General features: G+C 65.3%; 20 protein-coding genes. 13 read left to right on the top strand and 7 right to left on the bottom strand.

From position 1 onward, the window contains the following. Positions 1 to 10: 10 nt before the first annotated feature. A complete protein-coding gene (locus GA0061099_RS33445; RefSeq protein ID WP_036015524.1) occupies positions 11 to 475 on the bottom strand; it encodes a hypothetical protein in 465 nt (154 codons plus the stop codon). Between the two features lie 267 nt (positions 476 to 742). Between GA0061099_RS33445 and GA0061099_RS33440 the strand changes: the two genes are divergently transcribed. The 4 genes from GA0061099_RS33440 to GA0061099_RS33425 all read left to right on the top strand — a co-directional run bounded on the left by GA0061099_RS33440 (position 743) and on the right by GA0061099_RS33425 (position 5687). Next, positions 743 to 1024, top strand: coding sequence for a hypothetical protein (locus GA0061099_RS33440; protein WP_036015526.1), 282 nt, complete (start codon positions 743 to 745; stop codon positions 1022 to 1024). A 183-nt stretch (positions 1025 to 1207) separates the two neighbouring features. Beyond that, complete coding sequence (locus tag GA0061099_RS33435) at positions 1208 to 3517, top strand: xanthine dehydrogenase family protein molybdopterin-binding subunit (RefSeq protein WP_036032067.1); 2310 nt, start codon at positions 1208 to 1210, stop codon at positions 3515 to 3517. 128 nt (positions 3518 to 3645) lie between these two features. Further along, on the top strand, positions 3646 to 4095 hold the full coding sequence (locus tag GA0061099_RS33430) for a cytochrome c (RefSeq protein WP_036032069.1): 450 nt from the start codon (positions 3646 to 3648) through the stop codon (positions 4093 to 4095). Positions 4096 to 4403: 308 nt separating this feature from the next. Then, positions 4404 to 5687, top strand: coding sequence for a cystathionine gamma-synthase family protein (locus tag GA0061099_RS33425; protein ID WP_036015534.1), 1284 nt, complete (start codon positions 4404 to 4406; stop codon positions 5685 to 5687). A gap of 212 nt (positions 5688 to 5899) precedes the next feature. On the opposite strand, the gene GA0061099_RS33420 is transcribed toward GA0061099_RS33425, so the two are convergent. Further along, complete coding sequence (locus GA0061099_RS33420) at positions 5900 to 6319, bottom strand: CHRD domain-containing protein (RefSeq protein ID WP_036015536.1); 420 nt, start codon at positions 6317 to 6319, stop codon at positions 5900 to 5902. A 147-nt stretch (positions 6320 to 6466) separates the two neighbouring features. Between GA0061099_RS33420 and GA0061099_RS33415 the strand changes: the two genes are divergently transcribed. Further along, positions 6467 to 7390: a c-type cytochrome gene (locus tag GA0061099_RS33415; protein WP_036030288.1), complete on the top strand. Its 924-nt coding sequence runs from the start codon at positions 6467 to 6469 to the stop codon at positions 7388 to 7390. Positions 7391 to 7525: 135 nt separating this feature from the next. On the opposite strand, the gene GA0061099_RS33410 is transcribed toward GA0061099_RS33415, so the two are convergent. Together GA0061099_RS33410 and GA0061099_RS33405 are read right to left on the bottom strand one after the other, a co-directional pair. Further along, on the bottom strand, positions 7526 to 7771 hold the full coding sequence (locus GA0061099_RS33410) for an Lrp/AsnC ligand binding domain-containing protein (RefSeq protein WP_018642903.1): 246 nt from the start codon (positions 7769 to 7771) through the stop codon (positions 7526 to 7528). Positions 7772 to 7873: 102 nt separating this feature from the next. Then, positions 7874 to 9853, bottom strand: coding sequence for a hybrid sensor histidine kinase/response regulator (locus GA0061099_RS33405; protein WP_141697708.1), 1980 nt, complete (start codon positions 9851 to 9853; stop codon positions 7874 to 7876). A gap of 320 nt (positions 9854 to 10173) precedes the next feature. Here GA0061099_RS33405 and thiD point away from each other — a divergent pair, with 320 nt between their 5' ends. The 4 genes from thiD (at position 10174) to GA0061099_RS33385 (ending at position 14081) form a co-directional block, all read left to right on the top strand. Beyond that, positions 10174 to 10974, top strand: a complete 801-nt coding sequence (thiD, locus tag GA0061099_RS33400) for a bifunctional hydroxymethylpyrimidine kinase/phosphomethylpyrimidine kinase (protein WP_036030282.1) — start codon at positions 10174 to 10176, stop codon at positions 10972 to 10974. A gap of 190 nt (positions 10975 to 11164) precedes the next feature. Then, complete coding sequence (locus tag GA0061099_RS33395) at positions 11165 to 11977, top strand: UDP-2,3-diacylglucosamine diphosphatase (protein ID WP_036030281.1); 813 nt, start codon at positions 11165 to 11167, stop codon at positions 11975 to 11977. 13 nt (positions 11978 to 11990) lie between these two features. Further along, the gene (locus tag GA0061099_RS33390) at positions 11991 to 13034 is read left to right on the top strand and encodes a glycosyltransferase family 4 protein (protein WP_036030278.1); all 1044 of its coding nucleotides are present in this window, start codon (positions 11991 to 11993) and stop codon (positions 13032 to 13034) included. A gap of 63 nt (positions 13035 to 13097) precedes the next feature. Further along, positions 13098 to 14081 carry a threonine/serine dehydratase family protein gene (locus tag GA0061099_RS33385; RefSeq protein ID WP_036030275.1) on the top strand — a complete coding sequence of 328 codons (984 nt, stop codon included), beginning with the start codon at positions 13098 to 13100 and terminating at the stop codon, positions 14079 to 14081. Positions 14082 to 14268: 187 nt separating this feature from the next. Here the strand turns inward: GA0061099_RS33385 and GA0061099_RS33380 are convergent, their stop codons facing one another. Next, positions 14269 to 16092, bottom strand: coding sequence for a caspase family protein (locus GA0061099_RS33380; RefSeq protein WP_036030273.1), 1824 nt, complete (start codon positions 16090 to 16092; stop codon positions 14269 to 14271). A 165-nt stretch (positions 16093 to 16257) separates the two neighbouring features. On the opposite strand from GA0061099_RS33380, the gene GA0061099_RS33375 reads away from it, so the two are divergent. The 3 genes from GA0061099_RS33375 to GA0061099_RS33365 all read left to right on the top strand — a co-directional run bounded on the left by GA0061099_RS33375 (position 16258) and on the right by GA0061099_RS33365 (position 17669). Next, entirely contained in the window at positions 16258 to 16701 is a 444-nt protein-coding gene (locus GA0061099_RS33375) for an RbsD/FucU family protein (protein ID WP_036030270.1), read from the top strand. A gap of 31 nt (positions 16702 to 16732) precedes the next feature. After that, a complete protein-coding gene (locus tag GA0061099_RS33370) occupies positions 16733 to 17224 on the top strand; it encodes a P-loop nucleotide/nucleoside kinase family protein (RefSeq protein WP_244621004.1) in 492 nt (163 codons plus the stop codon). An 85-nt stretch (positions 17225 to 17309) separates the two neighbouring features. Continuing rightward, positions 17310 to 17669: a hypothetical protein gene (locus GA0061099_RS33365; protein ID WP_036015565.1), complete on the top strand. Its 360-nt coding sequence runs from the start codon at positions 17310 to 17312 to the stop codon at positions 17667 to 17669. A gap of 120 nt (positions 17670 to 17789) precedes the next feature. Here the strand turns inward: GA0061099_RS33365 and GA0061099_RS33360 are convergent, their stop codons facing one another. Continuing rightward, complete coding sequence (locus GA0061099_RS33360; RefSeq protein WP_074448261.1) at positions 17790 to 19226, bottom strand: hypothetical protein; 1437 nt, start codon at positions 19224 to 19226, stop codon at positions 17790 to 17792. A 75-nt stretch (positions 19227 to 19301) separates the two neighbouring features. Between GA0061099_RS33360 and GA0061099_RS33355 the strand changes: the two genes are divergently transcribed. Next, complete coding sequence (locus GA0061099_RS33355; RefSeq protein ID WP_074448256.1) at positions 19302 to 20498, top strand: MFS transporter; 1197 nt, start codon at positions 19302 to 19304, stop codon at positions 20496 to 20498. Here GA0061099_RS33355 and dgcA read toward each other — a convergent pair. Then, positions 20468 to 21463 (bottom strand): N-acetyl-D-Glu racemase DgcA, encoded by a 996-nt coding sequence (gene dgcA, locus GA0061099_RS33350; RefSeq protein WP_074448255.1) that lies wholly within the window; start codon positions 21461 to 21463, stop codon positions 20468 to 20470. The genes GA0061099_RS33355 and dgcA overlap by 31 nt on opposite strands. Between the last annotated feature and the right edge of the window lie 90 nt (positions 21464 to 21553).

Below are 21553 nucleotides of genomic sequence, written 5' to 3'. Positions count from 1 at the left end.
TCGACGATCCTCACGCTGGCATATGACCTGACGCGCGCGGCTTGAACTCGGCAAGGTCTGGCTCAATCCAGCCGTGCCGCGCCTCCCGCGAGAACAGCGCTTCGCGGCTCCAGAAACGCAACAGTGCATCCTTTTCGGTTGCCGGGGACGCAAGCACCGCGTTGCAGGCGGCGACAATGTCGCGGCGGCCGACCTCCGCAAGAATTCCTTCGATGATCATCAAGAAGGCCATCGTCATCGTGTGGTGATAGCCACGCACATCGTCGTTCACGCCGCCAGCGGCAACATTGTAGGCGCGGATCATCTCGGGGAGTTCGACCCGCCAGTCCCGAGCCGGATCAGTGGCGAGCAAGTAGCTCGTCACGATCAGATGTTCACGATGGCTGAAACGTGCCCCGGGAAGTGTACGCGCGAGGAAGCCCTCGCTCAGTTCGGCGACCTCTGCAGCATCCGTGCAGCAAATTCTGTTGCTCATGGCGGCGTCCTATGTTACCTTGGTACCAAGGTAACATTCTAGAACGGAAAAGGCAAATTGGGATCGGTCAACTCGGCCGCCCAGGCTCTGCCTGTGTGACAACAATCGTTCCGCGATCAGAGCGTCGACCCCGCAGGCGTCCGAACGAATCCAAGATTCACCTGGTCTCTGAGGACGTGAGTTGCAGGGCTGGAGACCGATGCCCGAGCAAGTCCGGCAATGGCATGATGCGACTAAACCCCCGTCTTCCGATCGAGGTCACACATTATGAACTCAGAAGCTCACAAACATTCAGTCCAACGCGTACAGACGGGAGTTCGGATCGAGAAGCGCATTCTCAAGGTCGCGAAGGGCCTCGCCGAATACCTGGATATGAGCCTGGGTGATTTGCTGGAGGGCGTTCTCCTGCATTCGTTCGAAGGCAAGACTCCGTTCGAGCCTGCGACGCTGCAACGCATTTCGACGCTGAAAGATTTGTACGGGCTGACGCTCACGGCCTCCGATGCTCATCAGCTATTTGAAGCTCGGGGTGAGCACGAGAACAGCTAAGTGGGAGCGCTTGGCTCTCGCCGTCAACGTCACACGATCACGCTGGGACCTTGCCGAGCATTCCCGTGAGGCACGCGTGGCGCGATTGAACCTGCGACCCCTGCGCCCGCCTAAACCCGTTTGCCTTGCCAGTTTTTCCACGGCAATATGCCCACAAAACAACCATGAGAACGGGAAGATAAAATGGCGGCTCCCATCAAGTTCGGCGTTGGCCAAAGCGTGCTGCGCAAGGAGGATGACGCGCTCATCCGCGGCAAGGGCCGCTATACCGACGATTACGCGCCGCAGGCCGCGCTCCGCTGCCTGGTGCTGCGCTCGCCGCATGCGCATGCCAAATACAGCATCGATGCGAGCCGCGCGCGCGGCCTGCCGGGCGTTGCGCTGATCCTGACGGCCGACGACGTCGGGGATCTCGGCAATCTGCCCTGCCTGTTCAACCTCGAGACCGATCCCTTCACCGGCCCGCCTTACCCGATCCTGGCCAAGGACGAGGTGCGCCACGTCGGCGATGCCGTCGCCTTCGTGGTCGCCGAGACCATCGACCAGGCTCGCGATGCGATCGAGGCGATCGAGGTCCAATGGTCACCGCTGCCCGCGGTGACTGGCGTCGTCAACGCCGTGAAGAAGGGCGCAGCCTTGGTCTGGCCCGACAAGCCGGGCAACGTGCTGTTCGACGTCTCGATCGGCGACAAAGCGGCGACGGAAGCTGCCTTCGCGAAAGCACATGCGGTCGCCGAGATCTCCATCGTCAATCCGCGCGTGGTTGCAAGCTTCTTGGAGACCCGCGCGGCGGTCTGCGAATACGATTCCAAGCGCGACCATCTGACGCTGACGGTCGGCAGCCAGGGCAGCCACCGCCTGCGCGACATCCTCTGCCAGAACGTGCTCAACATCCCCACCGACAAGATGCGGGTGATCTGCCCCGACGTCGGCGGCGGGTTCGGCACAAAACTGTTTCCGTATCGGGAATATGCCCTGATGGCCGTCGCTGCGCGCAAACTGAAGAAGGCGGTGAAGTGGGCGGCCGACCGCTCCGAGCATTTCATGGGCGATGCGCAGGGCCGCGACAACGTCACCACTGCCAAGATGGCGCTGGCTGAAGACGGCAAGTTCCTCGCGATGGATTGCGACCTCATGGGCGACATGGGCGCGTATCTGTCGACCTTCGGGCCCTACATCCCGCATGGCGGCGCCGGCATGCTGCCCGGCCTCTACGACATCCAGGCCTTCCATTGCCGGGTGCGCACGATCTTCACCCACAGCGTGCCGGTCGACGCCTATCGCGGCGCGGGCCGGCCCGAAGCCGCCTATGTCATCGAGCGCCTCGTCGATGCCTGCGCGCGGAAGCTCGACATGACGCCGGACGCCATCCGCCGCAAGAATTTCATCCCTCCGAAGGCGCTGCCCTACAAGACCGCGACCGGCAAGGTCTACGATTCCGGCGACTTCGCCGCGCACCTGAAGCGCGCGATGGAGATCGCGGAATGGAAGGAATTCCCCAAGCGCGCCAAGGCGGCCAAGAAGGGCGGCCTGATCCGCGGCATCGGGCTTGCGAGCTATGTCGAGATTTGCGGCGTGATGGGTGAAGAGACGGCCAACGTCCGCCTCGATGCCAATGGCGACGTCACCGTGCTGATCGGCACGCAATCGAGCGGGCAGGGCCATCAGACCGCCTATGCGCAGATCGTCGCCGAACAGTTCGGCGTGGCGCCCGAGCGCGTGCATGTTCGCCAGGGCGACACAGACGAGATCGCGACCGGCCTCGGCACCGGCGGCTCGGCCTCGATCCCCTCCGGCGGCGTCAGCGTCGAGCGCGCCACGCGCGAGCTCGGTTCGAGGCTGAAGGAGATCGCGGCACAGGCGCTCGAAGCCAGCGCAGGCGACCTCGAAATCTCCGAAGGCGTGGTGCGGATCGCCGGCACCGATCGTTCGATCTCGTTTGCCGATCTCGCCAAGCGGCCCGGGGCCGATCCGTCGAAGCTGAACGGCAGCGCGACCTTTGCCAGCGCCGACGGCACTTATCCCAACGGCACCCATGTTGCGGAGGTCGAGATCGATCCGGCGACCGGCATCATCAAAATCGTCAACTACGTGATCGTCGACGATTTCGGCAAGACGCTCAATCCGCTGCTCTTGGCCGGCCAGGTGCATGGCGGCGCCATGCAGGGCATCGGCCAGGCCTTGATGGAGCAGGTGGTGTATGGACCGACCGACGGGCAGCTCATCACCGCGACCTTCATGGACTATGCGCTGCCGCGCGCGGCGGACGGGCCGGCCTTCGTGTTCGAGACCCACAACGTGCCCTGCAAGACCAATCCGATGGGCGTGAAGGGGGCCGGCGAGGCCGGCGCGATCGGCTCCTGTCCGGCCGTGGTCAACGCCATCGTCGATGCGCTCTGGCGCGAGTACAAGATCGACCACATCGACATGCCGGCAACGCCCGAGCGGGTGTGGGTTGCGATCAGCGAGCATCACCGCCGTCACAGCTTGTGAAGCCGCGCTTCCCGCGCGCACGGGAATAAACCCGCCGCGCGGGGTTCTACCCATGATGGGTCCCGGCTTCGCGCGAAGCCGGTGACGTCTCATTCCCTGAGGGTCTCGATAGCCGGAGAAACCAACCAATGAAACGGACGATGATTGTCGCGGGCGTCCTCGTGCTGGGCGCGGGCGCCGTCATGGCGCAACAGGAGATTGCCGTCCAGCAGGACAATCTGATGCGGGCAATCGCCAAGAATCAGTATGGCGTGCTTCAGAAGATGAGCAAGGGCGATATTCCCTTCGACAAGAAGGCTGCCGATGAGGCCATCGCCAGCATCGAGGCCGATGTTGCCAAGATCGCCAAGACCTTCGAGATCAATCCCAAGCAGGATGTCGTCAACGCGACCTACGGCTCGTCGCCGAAGGTCTGGCAGAACAAGGCCGATTTCGATGCCAAGATCCCGCCGGTGCAGAAGGCGATCGCCGACGCCAAAGGCAAGATCACTAATGTCGCGGGCCTGAAGGCGGCCTACACGGCGATCAACGACCGCTGCAATGATTGTCACGAAACCTATCGTGTGAAATTGAAATAGCGGGGCGGTCATCGTTTGTAGCCCGGATGGAGCGCAACGCAATCCGGGAAGACGGCGTGATGGACTTGTCCCGGATTGCGCTGCGCTCCATCCGGGCTACCAAGGACTTCAGAAGGGCGGTTGCGAAAGCAACCGCCTTTTTCTTGACCGCGGCCCGCAGGAACTTCCGTCCGCAAGGCCTGACGGATTGCCGCGAGAGCGGCTATCCTTGCGCCAACGGCCGTGCGCTCACACGAGTCTCCTCCCGGCATCCTCACGTCGGGATTCCCAGCGCGCGGCGAGCACCTCGATCAACCGCGAGACAGGCCATGGCAAAACCGTTCCCCTCCAAGACCCATATCGGCAATCATATGCTGCATCCGGAAACCCTGATGCTGACCTATGGCTATGATCCGCAATTGTCGGAGGGCGCCATCAAGCCGCCGGTGTTCCTGACCTCCACCTTCGTGTTCAAGACCGCCGAGGATGGCCAGGACTTCTTCGACTACGTCGCCGGACGGCGCGAGCCGCCGGAAGGCATGGGCGCGGGCCTGGTCTATTCGCGCTTCAATCATCCCAACAGCGAGATCGTCGAGGATCGGCTCGCGATCTACGAGCGCACGGAGAGTTGCGCGCTGTTCTCGTCCGGCATGGCGGCGATCGCAACCACGATTCTGGCCTTTGTTCGCCCGGGCGATGTCATCCTGCACTCGCAGCCGCTCTATGGCGGGACGGAGACGCTGCTGACGAACACGCTCGCGCGCCTGTCGATCGGCGCCGTCGGCTTTGCCGACGGCATCGACGAGACGGCGGTCAAGCAGGCCTCGGAGGAGGCCATGGGCAAGGGGCGGGTTTCGATGATCCTGATCGAGACGCCGGCCAATCCGACCAACGGCCTCGTCGACATCGCAATGATCCGCCGCATCGCCGATTCCATCGGCAAGGCCCAGGGACATACGCCGGTCATCGCCTGCGACAACACGCTGCTCGGGCCGGTGTTTCAGCGGCCGATCGAGCACGGCGCGGATCTGTCGCTGTATTCGCTGACAAAGTATGTCGGCGGTCATTCCGACCTGATCGCGGGCGCCGCGCTCGGATCGAAGGCGATCATGAAAGGCATCAAGGCGCTGCGCGGCGCCATCGGCACCCAGCTCGATCCGCATTCGTGCTGGATGATCAACCGCTCGCTCGAGACGCTCAGCCTGCGGATGGAGAAGGCCGATGCGAATGCGCGGCTCGTGGCAGACTTCCTGCGCGACCATCCGAAGGTCGCCAGGGTGCACTACCTCGGTCACCACGAGCAGGGCTCGCTGTCCGGCCGTGTGTTCGCGCGGCAATGCCTGGGCGCGGGCTCGACGTTCTCGTTCGACATCGTCGGCGGCAAGGAGGCGGCGGTGAAATTCCTCAACGCGCTGCAGATCCTCAAGCTGGCGGTGAGCCTTGGCGGCACGGAATCGCTCGCAAGCCTGCCGGCGACGATGACCCATTCCGGCGTTCCCGCCGACATCCGCCGAAAGATCGGCGTGCTCGATTCCACGATCCGGCTGTCGATCGGCATCGAGAACCCGTCGGACCTGATCGCCGACCTCGCGCAGGCGCTGAACGCGGCTTGAGCACGGTCAGAGTCGTAGCGTCGTAGCCCGGATGGGGCGCAGCGAAATCCGGGGACCTGTCCGCAACGCGCAGGGCTCCCGGATTGCACCAACGGGCGGCGCTTCGCGCCGACCGTTGGCTCCATCCGGGCTACGAAGTTGCTTGGAATCGAAAAGGCCGGACGCTCCCTCCTTGCGTCCGGCCTTTCCGCGACGAAGCCCGCGTTTTCGCTTTACTTCGTCACCTGACCGCGGATCTCGCCGGCCGGGTTCGCCGCGGTATGGATGTTGATGTAGTACTTGCCGCCGAGCAGATCGGCGGCCTGCGCGTCGGTGAGCGTGGCTTCGCCCTTGACCGGGCTCGAGGCTGCATTCGGGATCGGGACCGCGACGCCGGCGTTCTTGCCGGCTTCGGCAGGCCCGTGGAAATGCGCGGCGGTGGCGGGGCCCGAGAGGCCGGAATAGGTGACGGTCCAGGACAGCTTCTTGCTGGCAGCGTCGTAGTCCAGATCGGCCGTTCCGGTCGCGCTGCTGGTGTTGGCGGGGACTTCGGATTTGCCGTCCAGCGTCGCCTTCAGTTTCTCCGCGCTGGCCGGGGCGGCGAACGCAACGGCAGCTCCGAGTACCAGTGTGGCAAAAACGGCTTTGGTCATGGCTTTCTCCTGTTGACGCCTGATTGCTTTTCAAACAGTGCGTCATGCGGTTTATTCCGGCATTACAGCCGGGCCGTCTAAAATATTCGTGGTTGGATCGAGCGCGGCATGACCCTTAAGTTCGCGCGTTCACGATGGAATGATCGAATGTTGCGACGAACGCTCCTTGCCGCCCTGATCGCCGCCGTCGCGGCGTTCGCCCTCTATTGGTGGTTGACCGCCCCGGCCGTGCTGGCCGTGCCGGCGCCGATACGCAACCCCGATCTCGCCAACGGGCAGGAGCTGTTCCACGCCGGCGGCTGCTCGTCCTGTCATGCCACCCCCAATCAGCCCGATCGCCTGCGGCTCGGCGGCGGGCTGGCGCTGGGCTCGCCGTTCGGGACGTTCTACGTCCCCAATATTTCCCCCGATCCCGCCTACGGGATCGGCCGCTGGAGCGAGGCCGATTTCGTCAACGCCGTGATGCGCGGTGTCTCGCCCGCGGGCACGCACTATTTCCCCGCGTTTCCCTACACGTCCTATCATCTGGCCAGTGTCGACGACGTCCGCGATCTCTTTGCCTATCTGAAGACGCTTCCGTCGGTGTCCGGCACAGTGGGCGACCACGCGCTGCCGTTTCCGTTCAACATCCGCCGCAATGTCGGCATCTGGAAGCTGCTGTTCATGGACACCGCGCCGTTCGTCGCGGACGCCGCGCGCTCGCCGCAATGGAATCGCGGAGCCTATCTCGTGAACGCTTTCGGCCACTGCGCCGAATGCCACAGCCCGCGCAATGCGCTCGGCGGCATCATCGCCAGCCAGCGCTTTGCCGGTGGGCCCAATCCCGAAGGGGAGGGCTGGGTGCCCAACATCACGCAGCAGGGCATCGGCAACTGGAGCGAGAAGGATATCGCGGATTTCCTCGAGACCGGCGACCTGCCCGAGGGCGACAGCGCTTCGGGCGCGATGCGGGCGGTGATCAAGAATCTGGCGCAACTTACCGCGGAAGACCGCGCCGCGATGGCCGCCTATCTGAAGTCGCTGCCGCCGGTGCAGGGACCGACACCGCCCAAGCGCAAGGAGGGCGGCTAGCGCTGCCGGCGCTTCGGCCGTTGTTTTGCGCGTGATCTAAAGCGATGAGATTGGGATGAATCATCATCGCGCTTTAGGTTGTTGTTTACGCATGATCTTTCCGGAAAACCGCTCCGCACTTTTCCGGATCATGCTTTAGCCGGTGCCGAACGCCTTGAAGGTGATGATGGTGAGAGTGTCCTGGATGCCCGGCAGCACCTGCACCTTCTCATTCACGAAGTGGCCGATGTCGGTGTCCTTGTCGACGTAGAACTTCACCAGGAGGTCGTATTGGCCGGCCGTGGAGTAGATCTCGGAGGCGATCTCGGCTTCGGCAAGCGCATTGGCCACCGTATAGGACTGGCCGAGCTTGCACTTGATCTGAACGAAAAAAGGAACCATCGCGGGCACTCCGAAAGCGTATTCTTCCGGCTAATAGGCCAAAACCGGCTGGATTTAGCAAGCGAACTTGCTGGATCATCCGAGGTGCATTCGGGCGCGATGCTAGGATGGGACCACTGCGGCGGCCAATGCATCCCTCAGGCGCTGGGCGAGCTCGACCTTGCGGTAGGGCTTGGTCAGCACGACCGCTCGCGCCTGCGCGCGGCCCTGCTCGACCAAGGTCTCCAGCGCGTAGCCCGAGGTGAACAGGACCGGCAGGCCGGGACGCACCCGCCGCGCCTGATCGGCGAGCTCCCAGCCGCTCATGCCGCCCGGCATCACGATATCGGTGAACAGCAAGTCGATGCCGGGATCGCCCTGCAGCTGCTGCAAGGCGTCCTTGCCGTTGACCGCGGCGACGACGCGATATCCGAGCGCTTCCACCCTGCGAATGACGGAGGAGCGGACGAACGGATCGTCCTCGACGATCAGGACCGTCTCGTAGCCTCGCGGCGGCGTGTCCTCGCCGTCGGGAAGATCGGCTTGCGACCTACCGGTGCTCGCGCGCGGCAGGTAGATCCTGGCCGTGGTCCCAAGGCCAGCCTCGCTGTAGATCGAGACATGGCCGCCTGATTGCTTGGCAAAGCCATAGACCATGCTGAGGCCGAGGCCCGAGCCCTTGCCGACCTCCTTGGTGGTGAAGAACGGCTCGAACGCGCGTGCGGCGACCTCCGGCGTCATGCCTTCGCCGTCATCGGTAACCGCGATCAGGACGTAGCTGCCGGGTGCGACCTCCCGGTGAACGGCACCGTCATCATCCTCGATCGTGATCAGCTCCGTGGCCAGCGTGAGGTGGCCTCCCGATGGCATGGCATCCTGCGCGTTGAGCGCGAGATTGAGCACGGCGGATTCGAGCTGCGCGCGGTCGGCAAAGGCCAGGATCGTGCCGGGCCCGGAGGTCGTCCTGATCTCGATGTCTTCGCGCAAGGTGCGCTTGAGCAGCTTGAACATGGAATCGAGCAGGCTCCGGCAATCGATCGTCTGAGGCCGCAGCAATTGGCGGCGGCTGAAGGCGAGCAGGCGCTGCGTCAGCTCGGCACCCCGTTCGCCCGATTGGCAGATGTCGTCGGCAAAGCGCCCGAGGTCGGGCCTCGCCTTGAGCTGCTCGCTCAGGTGCTCGGCATTGCCGATGATGACGGTCAGCAGATTGTTGAAGTCGTGCGCGATGCCGCCGGAGAGCTGACCGACCGTCTCCATCTTCTGCGCCTGCTGAAGCTGCTGCTCGGTCAGCTTGCGCGCGGTGAGGTCGTGGACGATGCCGACGAAGATCAATTCGCCGTCCTGCCGCGCCTGGCCGACCGACAGCTCCATCGGAAACGTCGTGCCGTCCTTGCGCAGGCCGACGGCCTCGCCGCCGGTCGCGAAATGCCGCGCCTGGCGCTCGGATGCTGCATCCGCCTCGGGCATCAGCATGCCGACATTGCGGTTCATCACCTCGTCGGCACGGTAGCCGAACAGGCGCTCGCAGGCCGGATTGAACAGCAGGATGCGGTCCTGCGCATCGAGCAGGATGACGCCGTCGACCGCGGTCTCGACGATCGCGGTGAGGCGCGCCACGCTCTCGCGCATCGCGCGCTGGGCGTCGCGGACCTGCTGCAGCAGCAGCGTGGCGTCGCGGCTCTTGATTTCCTCCTCCTCGAGCGCGGCCTGGACCTGTCGCAGCTCGAACGGCGAGGGGATCGTGAGGATCTTCGGCAGCAGCGGCCAGAGCGCGGCGGCGGTGAAGACCGACGCGACCGCCGTGGCGGCCTTGAGCATGCCCTCGATGCCGTAGATCGGAACCCAGAGCGTATAGATCGACAGCACGTGGGTCAGGCCGCACGCCATGATGAAGATCGCGAACGCCCAGTAGACCCAGCCGAACTTGAGGTCGCGCCGCTTGGTGACGAGGATAGCGAGGGCGAACGGGATCGAGAAATAGGCAGCGGCAATGCTGGCGTCGGAAACGACGTGAAGCCAGATCAGCTCAGGCTCCCACAACAGGCAGATGCCGTGCGGCGACAGCATGGACGAGTCGAGGAGACGTTCGAAGAAGGCCCACATCGTTCCACCCCAAGGAGTCTTGTTCAGGTGGCTTGCAGGGCCGGCGGCCCGCAACATGGGGGCGCTGGACGGTTCCACCACCTGACGTCTCGCGTAACCGGCGAAGCACGCTAAGGTACGCGACTATAGCAAGGGTCCGGCGCCGTTGCATTTTCAAGCCCGCATCATTGCGGGCCTTGGTCCGCGCGGTGTCCGACTGATTCGCAAGGCGCGCAATCGGTTCGCGAATCACGCCTGGCGGCGGCCCGGCGCGCTTGCTGACGTTCCACGGTCGCGCTACGAGAGGCCATGGCGGCCTCCTCAAGCACATGTCTCCCGCGATGACGACCCCGGTCGCACTCACCATCGCCGGTTCCGATTCGAGCGGCGGCGCCGGCATCCAGGCGGACCTGAAGACCTTTGCCGCGCTCGGCGTCTATGGCGCCTCCGTGATCACGGCGCTGACGGCGCAGAACACGCGCGGCGTGACCGGCATTCACGCGGTGCCGGCCGGGTTCGTCACCGAGCAGATCGACGCGGTGTTCTCCGACCTCGACATCGGTGCGGTGAAGATCGGCATGGTGGCCCAAGCCGCCAGCATCGATGCCATCGCGGCCGCGCTTTCGCGCTGGGCGCCGCGGCATGTCGTGCTCGATCCCGTCATGGTGGCGACCTCCGGCGACCGCCTGCTCGCCACTGAAGCCGTCGACGCCCTGCGCACCAGGCTGATGCCGCTGGCTGCCGTGATCACGCCGAACCTGCCGGAGGCTGCGGCCCTGCTCGATGCGCCGGTGGCGGCGAGCGAGGCCGAGATCGAAAGCCAGGGACGCCGCCTGCTGGCGCTGGGCTGCCGCGCCGTCCTGATCAAGGGCGGGCACGGGGAGGGCGCCGAGAGCACCGACTATCTCGTCACTGCCGAGACCGCGATCGCGCTCGCCGCGCCGCGTGTGGCCACCCGCAACACCCATGGCACCGGCTGCTCGCTGTCCTCCGCTATCGCGGCAGGGCTGGCCAGGGGCGAGGACCTCGAGGCCGCCGTGCGCAACGCCAAGGCCTGGATCAGCGCCGCGATCGCCGCCGCCGACCGCTTCAGCGTCGGCCACGGCCATGGGCCGATCCATCATTTCCACAAGTTCTACTGAGGCGGGCTTGCTTCGCCTCCCCCGCAAGCGGGGGAGGGAGCGCCCCCACCCTGCGGCGCCATGTCGCCTGATTGTCGCATGCGACTGATATTCGCGGGGAGGGCGAGGCAAGGCGTGATTCGTATTTGAAGGTGCCTCAAGGGTTCAATCGGTCATCCCCCTGTCACGGGACATTGTTACAGGCTGGCGCATGGGAAGTTACGATGTGAGTGACGAGAGCCCGGAGCGGCGCTTTCGCACGTTGTTCATCTCCGACGTCCATCTCGGGGCCCGCGGTTCACAAGCCGATCTTCTGCTCGACTTCCTGCGCTACCATGATGCCGATACGATCTATCTCGTCGGCGACATCGTCGACGGCTGGGCGCTGAAATCGAGCTGGCACTGGCCGCAATCGCATAACGACCTCGTCCAGAAGCTTTTGCGCAAGGCGCGCAAGGGCGCCAAGGTCATCTACATTCCCGGCAATCACGACGAGTTCCTGCGCAACTATTACGGCACGCATTTCGGCGGCATCGACGTGGTCGAGAACACGGTTCACACCGGCGCCGACGGCAAGCGCTATCTCGTCATTCACGGCGACATCTTCGATCTCGTGGTGCAGAACGCGCGCTGGCTCGCCCATCTCGGCGACAAGGCCTATGACTTCGCGATCCAGATGAACCGCCTGGTCAACTTCTTCCGCCGCATGTTCGGCGTGCCCTATTGGTCGCTGTCGCAATGGGCCAAGCAGAAGGTCAAGAACGCCGTCAACTATATCGGCGCCTTCGAGCAGGCGCTCGCCGCCGAGGCGCGGCGTCACCAGGCCGACGGCGTGATCTGCGGCCACATCCACTACGCCGTGATCCGCGACGAGGCCGGCATCCGCTACATGAATTGCGGCGACTGGGTGGAGAGCTGCACCGCCCTGGTCGAGCATGACGACGGCCATTTCGAGATCATCACCTGGGCGGATCAGTTGCGGAAGCCGGAGCGGGTGCCACAGGTCGCAGCCAGAGCTGCATAACAAGGACCACTTGATGCGCATCCTGGTCGCGACCGACGCCTGGCACCCGCAAGTCAACGGTGTGGTTCGGACGCTGACCAAGCTCGCTGACGCTGCAAAAGCGCTCGGCGTCGAGTTCACGTTCCTGACGCCGCAATCGTTCCGCACCTTCGCGATGCCGAGCTATCGCGACGTGCGCCTCGCCATGCCGCGCCCGGCCCGGATCGCAAGGCTGATCGAGGAGGCACGTCCCGACAGCATCCACATCGCGACCGAAGGGCCGATCGGCCTGATGGTCCGCCGCTATTGCCGCCAGCGCAAGCTGCCGTTCACGACCAGCTTCCATACCCGCTTTCCCGAATATGTCCGCGCCCGCGTGCCAGTGCCGGGCTCGCTGATCTGGCGGGCGCTGCGGCGCTTCCACAGCGCCAGCCGCGCCGTGATGGCGGCGACGCCGGCGCTCGCGCGCGAATTGACCGCGCGCGGCTTCGACAATGTCGTGCTGTGGCCGCGCGGCGTGGACACCACGTTGTTCCACCCGCGCGTCATCGATCTCTGCCTGCCGGCACCCGTGTTCCTGTCGGTCGGCCGCGTCGCAGTCGAGAAGAATCTCGAGGCGTTCCTCGACCTCGACCTACCCGGCACCAAGGTGGTCGTCGGCGACGGCCCGGCGCGCGCCTCGCTGGAAGAGGTCTACCCCGATGCGATCTTCCTCGGCGAGAAGCACGGCGAGGAACTGGCGGATATCTACGCGGCCGCCGACGTGTTCGTGTTCCCGAGCAAGACCGACACCTTCGGCCTGGTCCTGCTGGAGGCGCTCGCGAGCGGCCTGCCGGTCGCGGCCTTCCCCGTGAAGGGTCCCCGCGACGTGATTGGCGATGCGCCGGTCGGCGCGCTCGATCACGATCTGCGCAATGCCTGCTTCGCCGCGCTCGATATCTCCCGGCAGGACTGCGTCGCGTTCGCCGCCAACTACACCTGGGAGGCCTCGGCAACGGTCTTTATCGACAGCATTTTGGCGGTCGGGGCGGTGCTGCCCGGCCGGACCGGCGCGGAACAGCCGCGTTTCGTGGCTTGAGGCAAGAAATCCTCTCGCGGAGGTGTCTTGCCCGGGCCTGATTGGCCGCGATAGCATTCCGCCATGACCGAACAGGCCCTTCCGGTCGGCCCTGCCGACATCGATGCCGCAGCGCGCGTGATCGCGCCTTACGCCATCCGCACCCCGCTGTTGTCCTTCCCCGTGCTCAACGAGCGCGTCGGTGCGAAAGTGTTCCTGAAGCCGGAGATGCTTCAGCGCACCGGCTCGTTCAAGTTCCGCGGTGCGTTCAACAAGGTGTTCTCGATCCCGCAGGACAAGCGCGCCGGCGGCGTCGTCGCGTTCTCCTCCGGCAACCACGCCCAAGGCGTGGCGGCGGCGGCAAAGATCCTCGACATGCAGGCCACCATCGTGATGCCAGCGGACGCCCCGCTGTCGAAGCGCGAGCGCACCAAATCCTACGGCGCCGAGGTCGTGCTGTACGACCGCGACAAGGACGACCGCGAGGCGATCTCGCGCGGCATTGCCGAGAAGCGCGGCGCGACGCTGGTCAAACCCTACGACGATCCGTTCGTGATCGCAGGGCAGGGCACCGCCGGCCGCGAGATCGCCGAGGACATGGCAACGCTCGGCCTCGGCCCCGACATCGTGGTGGCGCCGGCCTCCGGCGGCGGCTTGATCGCGGGTGTCGCGACCGCCGTGAAGGCGCGCTATCCGCAAGCCGAGATCGTGGTCGCCGAGCCCGAGGCCTTCGACGATCACGGCATTTCACTCAGCGCAGGCCATCGCGAGCCGCATCCGCCGGCCGGCCGCACCATCTGCGATGCGCTGATGGCCCTGATGCCGGGCGAGATGACGTTTGCGATCAACAGCAAGCTCTTGGCGCGCGGCGTCACGGCGTCGGACAAGGAAGTCGGCGCGGCGGTCGCCTTTGCCTATCGCGAGCTGAAGCTGGTGGCGGAGCCCGGCGGCGCGGTGGGGCTTGCTGCGCTACTCGCGGGCCGCCTTGATGTGGCCGGCAAGAACGTCGTCATCGTGCTGTCAGGCGGCAATGTCGATGCGGATCTGTTCGCGGAGCTGGTGGCCTGATCGTCATTCCGGGGCTCGCGCAGCGAGAGCTATGATGCGCAATTGCGCATCTGAGAATCCATAACCACGATCGGGAGTATGGATTCCGGGCCTGCGCCTTACGGCGCATCCCGGAATGACCAAGAACAGACATGAAGAAGGGGCAGAGCGTTTCCGCTCTGCCCCTTTGTCGTCTCGCTCGCCGCAATCAGTGCGTGAAGCCGCCGCGACGGTTGCCGCCATTGTTCATGCTCGGCGCTTGGTTCATCGACTGCCGGAAGTTGTTGTTGCTGCTGACCATGCGGTTCGGCACCGTGTTGAGCTGCGGACGGCTCGTCTGCACGTTGGTCTGCACCTGCACCTTGTTGACCGGGCTAATGTTGGGCCTCACGATGCCGGTGTTGCCGTTGTTGACGCGGATCGGCTGGTTCTGCGTCTGAACGTTGGCCGGCTTCACGTCGATCTTGGTGCTGCCTTTGCCGACATTCACCGGCATGCTCACGATCTTGGGCGGAGAGCCGTTGCCGGCATTGTTGCCGCCGTTCTGCGGCTTGCTGGTCGCAGGCAGGGTCACGATCTTGCCGATGCCGACCTTGCCGTTGACCGTGTTGGTCGGCGCAGGCAGCGTGACGATCTTGCTCGGGGTCTGCGGCGGCGTGCCGTTCTGCGGGTTCGGCTGGTTGTTGCCCGCAGGCAGGGTGACGATCTGTCCGCCATTGCCGAGCTTGCCGACGACATTGCCGTCGAGCGGCTTCTGCACGACCGGCAGATTGCCGTTCACCTGCGCGCCATTGCCCTGCTGCATCAGCGGCATGTATTTGGGCTGGCCGAGATTGCCGATCTTGATCGTCGGAGCAATGGTCTGCGGCGCCAGGAACTTGGTCGCCTGCATCAGGGGGATCTGCTTCGGCTGCACCTGCAGCTTCAGCGCGACCTGCGCATAGGGACTGTTGCCGTAGCTGTCATAGAAGCTCTTGTAGGCGAGCGGCGAGTTGGCGAGCACCGCCTTGTGCCAGGCCTGCGAGATCAGGATGTTGTTGAGCAGCCAGCGGATGTGGTCGCACAGCGGGTCGTGCGGGTACATCCGGATGAACTCCTGATAGTACTCCGGACGGCCCTCGGACACGACGTAGTCATAGGCCTGGCGGGTGGAGCGGCTCGGCAAATTGGAGGCCATCTGCACGACCGGCGCTTTCACCGGCGCGCGGTTGGCGGCAACGGCGGTGTCACCGAAGAAGGTGAAGTCGCTCGTCAATGACGAGCTCTCCCACGGAATCTGCGCGCCGCTGGTGGTCTGGTTGACCTGCAGGCGCACGCGCTTGAACAGCTGCTCGATCGGCACGTTGGGCTCGCGCGCGACGTTCAGGAACGCCTGTGTGTACGGGCTGTGGCCATTGGTGCCGTCGAGCGCCTCGGCACCTGGCGCGGTCGAGTAGCCGACGATCGAGCCGTTCGGCGCATCGACGATTGCCAAGCCTCGGCCGGCGTCGTTGATTTCAGGGAAAGGGTTGTTGCGGCAGGCATCGAGGATGACGATGCGCATGCGGCTCGGGATCGTCTCCAGCGTCGACATGACGTCGACGAGGCGCAGCGAATTGTTGACCAGCTCGGTCGGGCTGGAAACCTTGGCGTCGACCGGAACGAGATAGTTCTCGCCGGCGAGCTGCACGCCGTGACCGGCGTAATAGACCATCGCCACCGTGTTCGGACCGCGCGAGGCGACCTTGGCGGAGAAGTCCTGGACGACGCGGAGCATGTCGTTCTGGGTCAAGTCGGTCGCGGCGACCACTTCGAACCCGGCGGAGTTCAGGAACTGCGCCATCGACTGGGCGTCATCGTCGGGATTCGCAAGCTGCGGCGCGTTCTGGTAGTTCGCATTGCCGATCACCAGCGCCACCCGCTGCTCCGGGCCTTGCAGGGCGGTGGGGGCAGGCTGAACCGGGGCGACTTGCGCGGAAACGGGCCCGCAGGCGAAGCCGAACAGGCTTCCCAGCAGGCTCGCCGTCATGAAAAAGGGCTTTAGGCGGAACATGGCGTGCTCCTTTGGCACTCATCTCGATGCGAGATTGGTTGCGCGCAAGCTTGGCCGCGTTCGAGCCTTGCGGTCCGTGATCCCTGTCACCATGCTGGCCTCCGTGATCTGAATCACGCTCGGAACCTGCTATGGTTAGCGATCGATTGGGAGGACGTCCGCCACATGCTGAAATCGATCGATCCGATCCTCACCCCCGATTTGCTCTGGCTGCTCGCCGCGATGGGCCATGGCGACGACCTCGTGTTCGTCGACGCCAATCACCCCGCCACCCGGATCGCGCAGAGCACCTCATCGCAGCGCCTGATCCAATTGCCGGGCATGACGATGGAAACTGCCATCCGGGCCATCATGTCGGTCTATCCGCTCGACGATTTCGATCCCGATCCGGTGCGTGTGATGATGCCGGTCGACGATCCCGACCGCGTGCCCGAGGTGCAGCGCGCCGTGCTCGCGGAGATCGCACGTGCGGCTGGCCGGCCGGTCACGCCCGGCAAGCTCGCGCGTCCCGATTTCTATCGCGCGGCAGCGGCAGGCTTTGGCGTCGTGCAGGTCGGTGACAGCAGGGGCTATGGCTGCTTCCTGATCAGGAAGGGCGTGATCAGTTAGGAATATCATGAAGCATCCATCCTCACTGATCGTGTTCGGCGGCCTTCCAGGTACCGGCAAGACGACGATCGCTCGCGAACTCACCGCCAGGCTGGCGGCGACCTATCTTCGTATCGATGCGATCGAGCAGCCATTGCGGGACGCAGGTTTCATCGTCGGCGCAGCAGGCTATGCCGTTGCCAACACGCTTGCCGCCGAAAACCTCAAGCTCGGGCGCATCGTCATCGCGGACTGCGTCAATCCCGTGCTGGCAAGCCGCGCCGGATGGCGGCAGACTGCCTTGCGAACCGGCGCAGGCATCGTCGAGATTGAAGTGATTTGCAGCGAACCGGCGTTACACCGGCAGCGCGTGGAAAACCGGCTGCCCGACATTGACGGTCACAAGGTTCCAACCTGGGATGACGTCGTGAGCCTGACTTACGAGCCGTGGGATCGGGAGCACTTGGTGCTCGATACGGCCGAGAGTTCGCTCGACCATGTCCTGGACCGCGTTGAAGCGCATGTGCGCGACAAGATCGGCTAGTCGTCTTACTGGCGTTTGGTGGGACGAAACGCCTCGCACTCGAATTTGAGTGGCCTTCTCGCATCCGCCTGTCTATCGTCGATTCATGTCTCGCCTTCTGTGTCTCTTCGTTGCTGTCGTTCTGTCGCTGCTGCCCGCCGTCGCGCCCGCCGAGCCCGTGCAAAAGCGCCCCAAGCCGGTCTGGAAGGGCTACGGCTTTCTGCCGGGCTATCGGCAGCCGCTCAGCAACAGCATCCCGCTCTACAAGCAGAAAGACGCCATGCGCCGCCTGTCGCGCGCCGACCGTCGCCATTGGTACATCGACCCGGTTCCGCAATATTATCGCTGGGACGGCGAGTGGCACTATTTCGGCCGCCCCGGATTCAACGGCGGCCGCTACAACGGCGGCAGCTATGGCCCGTGCTGGACGCGCACGCCGATCGGTCCGATCTGGAATTGCGGGTGAGGCGCTGACGTCGCCTACGCGTCATTGCGAGCGCAGCGAAGCAATCCAGAATCCTCCGCGGAGACAGCCTGGATCGCTTCGCTGCGCTCGCAATGACGGTGTGGGGGGAGTGCGCGCCCCTTACGAAAAGAACGCGATCTTCTCGGCCTGGGTCATGCGGCGGATCGGGGCGAGCGGGTCGTTGGCCGGTGCGCGGGGTTTTTGCAAGATGCCGCTGGCGAGGATGGTGGCGCCGAGCGAGGCGTCGGACATGGACGCGGACATGGACGCGGGCAGGGGCGAGGGCATCGGCAGCGTCGCGGTCGGGGCTGCCGCCAATGATGCTGCGGCCGCCACGGCGGGCGCCTGCTGCTCCATCACTTCGGCGGCGGCTTCCGCGATGGCGTCGGTGAGGCGCGCGAGCGAGTCCAGCGCGATCGGCGCGTCCGCGGCGGGCTCTTCGGCGATGGCTGCGAGGACAGGCTCGGCTGCGACCGGCTCCGGCTGTTCGGTAGCAATGGACGCCACGACATCCGAGGGCGCGGGCTCCGGCGTCGCGGCTGCCATCTCCACCGGCTCGATGATCTCGTCAAACTCGGGATCGGGCGCGGCCATCTCCATCGCGATGGCCTCGAGGATGGCTTCGTCCTCGGCCTCGGCTGCGGCGTCGAGCGAGAACTCCTCGCTTGCTTCCGTCAAGGCCTCCGGCTGAGCGGCCGGCTCTTCAAACGCGACGGCTTCGAGCTCGGCATCATCAGGCGCGAGGTTTTCGAGCGCCGCGCTTTCGGCAGGGATTTGGCTTTCGGCCGCGATCCCCTGTGCGGCAGCCGCGTCCATGGCCTGCTCGGCGATGGCGGAGGTTTCAGCGACGGCCGCTGCTTCGACGGCCGCATCGAGTTCCGGAGCTGCCGCGATCTCTTCGCGCGTCTCCGTAAAAGCCACGGATGCATCGCCCGCCATCGCCGCCATCTCGACGGGCGAGGCTTCTGCGACTGATGACGGCGCCTCCTGTGCCGGAGCAGGCGCGGCCTGCGGCGTTGCGTCGCCGTCGAGCTGCTCGACTCGATCCTTCAGCAGATCGAACGCGGCTTTGAGCTCGATGCGGGGATCGAGGGTCGAGATCTGCCCGCAGGCGGCCTCGATCGAGGCGAGCTGCGAATCAATGAGGTCGCAGATTCGCCCGTCGGCGCCGATCTCGCGCCAGCGCCAGGAGATCTCCTTGATGATGCGTACCCCGCGCGGGATCGGCGCGAGACTCGCCTCGATCGCGCCGGCATCGACCGCGGCGAGCGCGATCGTCTCGGCCTCGCGGATGGCGCGGCGGATCTCGACCAGCGCCTCGGGCAAGCGGTCCTCGACGACCGGTTGCCGCTGTGCCGCAAGGGTTTCCTCGATTTTGGCGACCGCATCCAGCACCATGCTTGTGTCGGCATTGCGGTTGCGCTTGGCATATTCGCCGAGGAACCAGCGGCCGCGCGCGGTCTCCATGAAGGCTTCGCGGATCGCGTCGTAATCCTGCTCGTTCGGCGCGGCCGCGCGGGCAGACATGGGCGAGAGGGCGAATGCTTCGTTGGCCATGACAATCTCGTCGCGCAAATCAGTGCGCGTTACTGTAACGATCACCACGATATCGACCGAATCGCAATTGGTTTGATGCAGTCCGAATCACAAATCCCCATCGCGGCAGCGACGAAGCGGCGATTCGCCGTGAGCCTCGCCGTGTTCTATTCGGCCTTTTTTGCGGTCCTGGGCACGCATGTGCCGTTCTTCCCGGTCTGGCTGAAGGCGATCGGCATCGACGCTGTCTGGATCGGCATCATCGCCGCGCTGCCGGCGATCACGCGCTTCACCACGCTGCCGCAAGTGACCGCTTTTGCCGAAAAGCGGCAGGCCGTTCGCGCCGCCATCATGGTGTCGGCGCTGGCCACCGCGATCGGATTTACGATGGTCGGCCTGCAGCAGCAGCCGCTGGCGCTGTTCCTGATCTATGCGCTGACCTGCATGGTGTGGACGCCGACGATGCCGCTGACTGATGCCTATGCGTTGCGCGGTGTCGCTCGCTACGGGCTCGATTACGGACCCCTGCGGCTGTGGGGGTCGGCGGCGTTTGCCGCCGGCTCGCTCGCCTGCGGCTATCTCGTCGACGTCATCGCTCCGCGCGACCTGATCTGGGTCATCGTGGCCTGGGCCGTCGTCGCGGTCGCAGCCAGCCTGCTGCTGCAGCCGCTCGACGATCTCAGGCGGAGGACGCCGGAGCGGCATGCCGGCAAGCCGCTGCTGCGCGATGCAGACTTCTGGGCCGTGATCGCGTCGGCGGCGCTGATCCAGAGCAGCCACATCGCCTTCTACACCTTCTCGGCCATCAACTGGCAGCTGCAAGGCATCAGCGGGCTGACCATCGCGGTGCTGTGGACGCTCGGCATTATGGCAGAGATCGTCGTGTTCGCGCTGTCGCCGCGCTTCTCGCTGCAGCCGTCCACGCTGATGGCGATCGGCGGCGTGGTCGCCGTGCTGCGCTGGATCGTCACCGCGAGCGAGCCGCCGCTCGTGCTGCTCGCGATCGCCCAGCTCGGCCACGGCTTCAGCTTCGGCCTGACCATCGTCGGCACCATGAACCTTTTGGTGCAGCGCGTGCCTTCGCATCAGATCGCGCGCGGGCAGGGCTATTACGCCGCCTGCAACGGGCTCCTGGGGGCGGCGACGTCGATCGCATCAGGCGCGATCTACGCCCGCATCGGCGACAATGTCTATTACGTCATGGCCGCGATGGCCGCTGCCGGCGCCATTCTGATCTGGTCGGCGCGGCATCGCCTCACGGCTCAGCCCCAGAGCGAAACATCCGGCGGGTAGACCAGGCTGCCGTCATAACGCAGGCCGTGGTCGCGGTCGCGCGCCAGCAGCAAGGGGCCGTCGAGATCGACGAAGCGCGCCTGCGGCGTCACCAGCATCGCCGGCGCCATCGACAGCGAGCTCGCGACCATGCAGCCGATCATGATCTCGAAGCCGAGCGCCCGGGCAGCATCGGCCATGGCCAGCGCCTCGGTGAGGCCGCCCGTCTTGTCGAGCTTGATGTTCACGGCGTCGTAGCGTTCGCGCAAGGGCGCAAGCGAAGAGCGGTCATGCACGCTCTCGTCGGCGCAGACGGCGAGGGGGCGCTTGATGCGCGCCAGCGCTTCGTCGGGGCCTGCCGGCAGCGGCTGCTCCACCAGGGTGACGCCCGAAGCGGCGCAGGCGGCGAGATTGGCCTCCAGATCGGCCTCGGTCCATGCCTCGTTGGCATCGACGATCAGCTCGGCCTCAGGGGCGGCCTTGCGCACGGCCGCGATGCGCTCCGGATCGCCGTCGCCGCCGAGCTTGATCTTGAGCAGCGGACGGTGCGCCGCTTTGGCGGTCGCGGCGGCCATGACCTCGGGGGTCGCTAACGAGATCGTGTAAGCCGTGGTGCGCTCTTCCGGGGCCGGGCGGCCCAGCAGGTTCCAGGCGCGCAAGCCCGCCGCCTTGGCCTCGAGGTCGATCAGGGCGCAATCCAAGGCGTTGCGGGCCGCACCTGATGGCATTGCGGCCTGCAGGGTCTCTCGCGTCAGCCCGCCCGCGACGGCCTCCTGCATGGCCTGGATCGCGGCCAGCGTCGCCTCCGGCGTCTCGCCGTAGCGGGGATAGGGCACGCATTCGCCGCGGCCGGTCAGGCCGCCCCGGCTGACCTCCGCCACGACCGTGACGGCCTCGGTTTTGGCGCCCCGACTGATGGTAAAACTGCCGGCGATCGGGAAGCGCTCGATTCGCGCCGCCAAAGCTGCAAATTTCATGGAAGTCATTTTGAACTCTGGCGAAATCTGAACCTGCTAGTTACCTCTAGCAACTAACATTAACCCCTTGGGGATACCTTCTCTGGGTAAGGGCGCGTG

The organism is Bradyrhizobium yuanmingense (genome assembly GCF_900094575.1).
In the GTDB taxonomy this organism is placed as follows: Bacteria; Pseudomonadota; Alphaproteobacteria; order Rhizobiales; family Xanthobacteraceae; genus Bradyrhizobium; species Bradyrhizobium yuanmingense.
This window is presented reverse-complemented; position numbering and strand designations above follow the sequence as displayed.

Bases quoted from the DNA above. Each gene is read 5' to 3' on its own strand.
- GA0061099_RS33365 (WP_036015565.1), top strand. From the start codon at position 17,310: ATGTCTCGCCTTCTGTGTCTCTTCGTTGCTGTCGTTCTGTCGCTGCTG.
- GA0061099_RS33435 (WP_036032067.1), top strand. From the start codon at position 1,208: ATGGCGGCTCCCATCAAGTTCGGCGTTGGCCAAAGCGTGCTGCGCAAG.
- GA0061099_RS33390 (WP_036030278.1), top strand. From the start codon at position 11,991: ATGCGCATCCTGGTCGCGACCGACGCCTGGCACCCGCAAGTCAACGGT.
- GA0061099_RS33380 (WP_036030273.1), bottom strand. From the start codon at position 16,092: ATGTTCCGCCTAAAGCCCTTTTTCATGACGGCGAGCCTGCTGGGAAGC.
- GA0061099_RS33405 (WP_141697708.1), bottom strand. From the start codon at position 9,853: ATGTGGGCCTTCTTCGAACGTCTCCTCGACTCGTCCATGCTGTCGCCG.
- GA0061099_RS33425 (WP_036015534.1), top strand. From the start codon at position 4,404: ATGGCAAAACCGTTCCCCTCCAAGACCCATATCGGCAATCATATGCTG.
- thiD (WP_036030282.1), top strand. From the start codon at position 10,174: ATGACGACCCCGGTCGCACTCACCATCGCCGGTTCCGATTCGAGCGGC.
- GA0061099_RS33355 (WP_074448256.1), top strand. From the start codon at position 19,302: ATGCAGTCCGAATCACAAATCCCCATCGCGGCAGCGACGAAGCGGCGA.
- GA0061099_RS33420 (WP_036015536.1), bottom strand. From the start codon at position 6,319: ATGACCAAAGCCGTTTTTGCCACACTGGTACTCGGAGCTGCCGTTGCG.
- GA0061099_RS33395 (WP_036030281.1), top strand. From the start codon at position 11,165: ATGGGAAGTTACGATGTGAGTGACGAGAGCCCGGAGCGGCGCTTTCGC.
- dgcA (WP_074448255.1), bottom strand. From the start codon at position 21,463: ATGACTTCCATGAAATTTGCAGCTTTGGCGGCGCGAATCGAGCGCTTC.
- GA0061099_RS33385 (WP_036030275.1), top strand. From the start codon at position 13,098: ATGACCGAACAGGCCCTTCCGGTCGGCCCTGCCGACATCGATGCCGCA.
- GA0061099_RS33440 (WP_036015526.1), top strand. From the start codon at position 743: ATGAACTCAGAAGCTCACAAACATTCAGTCCAACGCGTACAGACGGGA.
- GA0061099_RS33445 (WP_036015524.1), bottom strand. From the start codon at position 475: ATGAGCAACAGAATTTGCTGCACGGATGCTGCAGAGGTCGCCGAACTG.
- GA0061099_RS33360 (WP_074448261.1), bottom strand. From the start codon at position 19,226: ATGGCCAACGAAGCATTCGCCCTCTCGCCCATGTCTGCCCGCGCGGCC.
- GA0061099_RS33430 (WP_036032069.1), top strand. From the start codon at position 3,646: ATGAAACGGACGATGATTGTCGCGGGCGTCCTCGTGCTGGGCGCGGGC.
- GA0061099_RS33375 (WP_036030270.1), top strand. From the start codon at position 16,258: ATGCTGAAATCGATCGATCCGATCCTCACCCCCGATTTGCTCTGGCTG.
- GA0061099_RS33415 (WP_036030288.1), top strand. From the start codon at position 6,467: ATGTTGCGACGAACGCTCCTTGCCGCCCTGATCGCCGCCGTCGCGGCG.
- GA0061099_RS33410 (WP_018642903.1), bottom strand. From the start codon at position 7,771: ATGGTTCCTTTTTTCGTTCAGATCAAGTGCAAGCTCGGCCAGTCCTAT.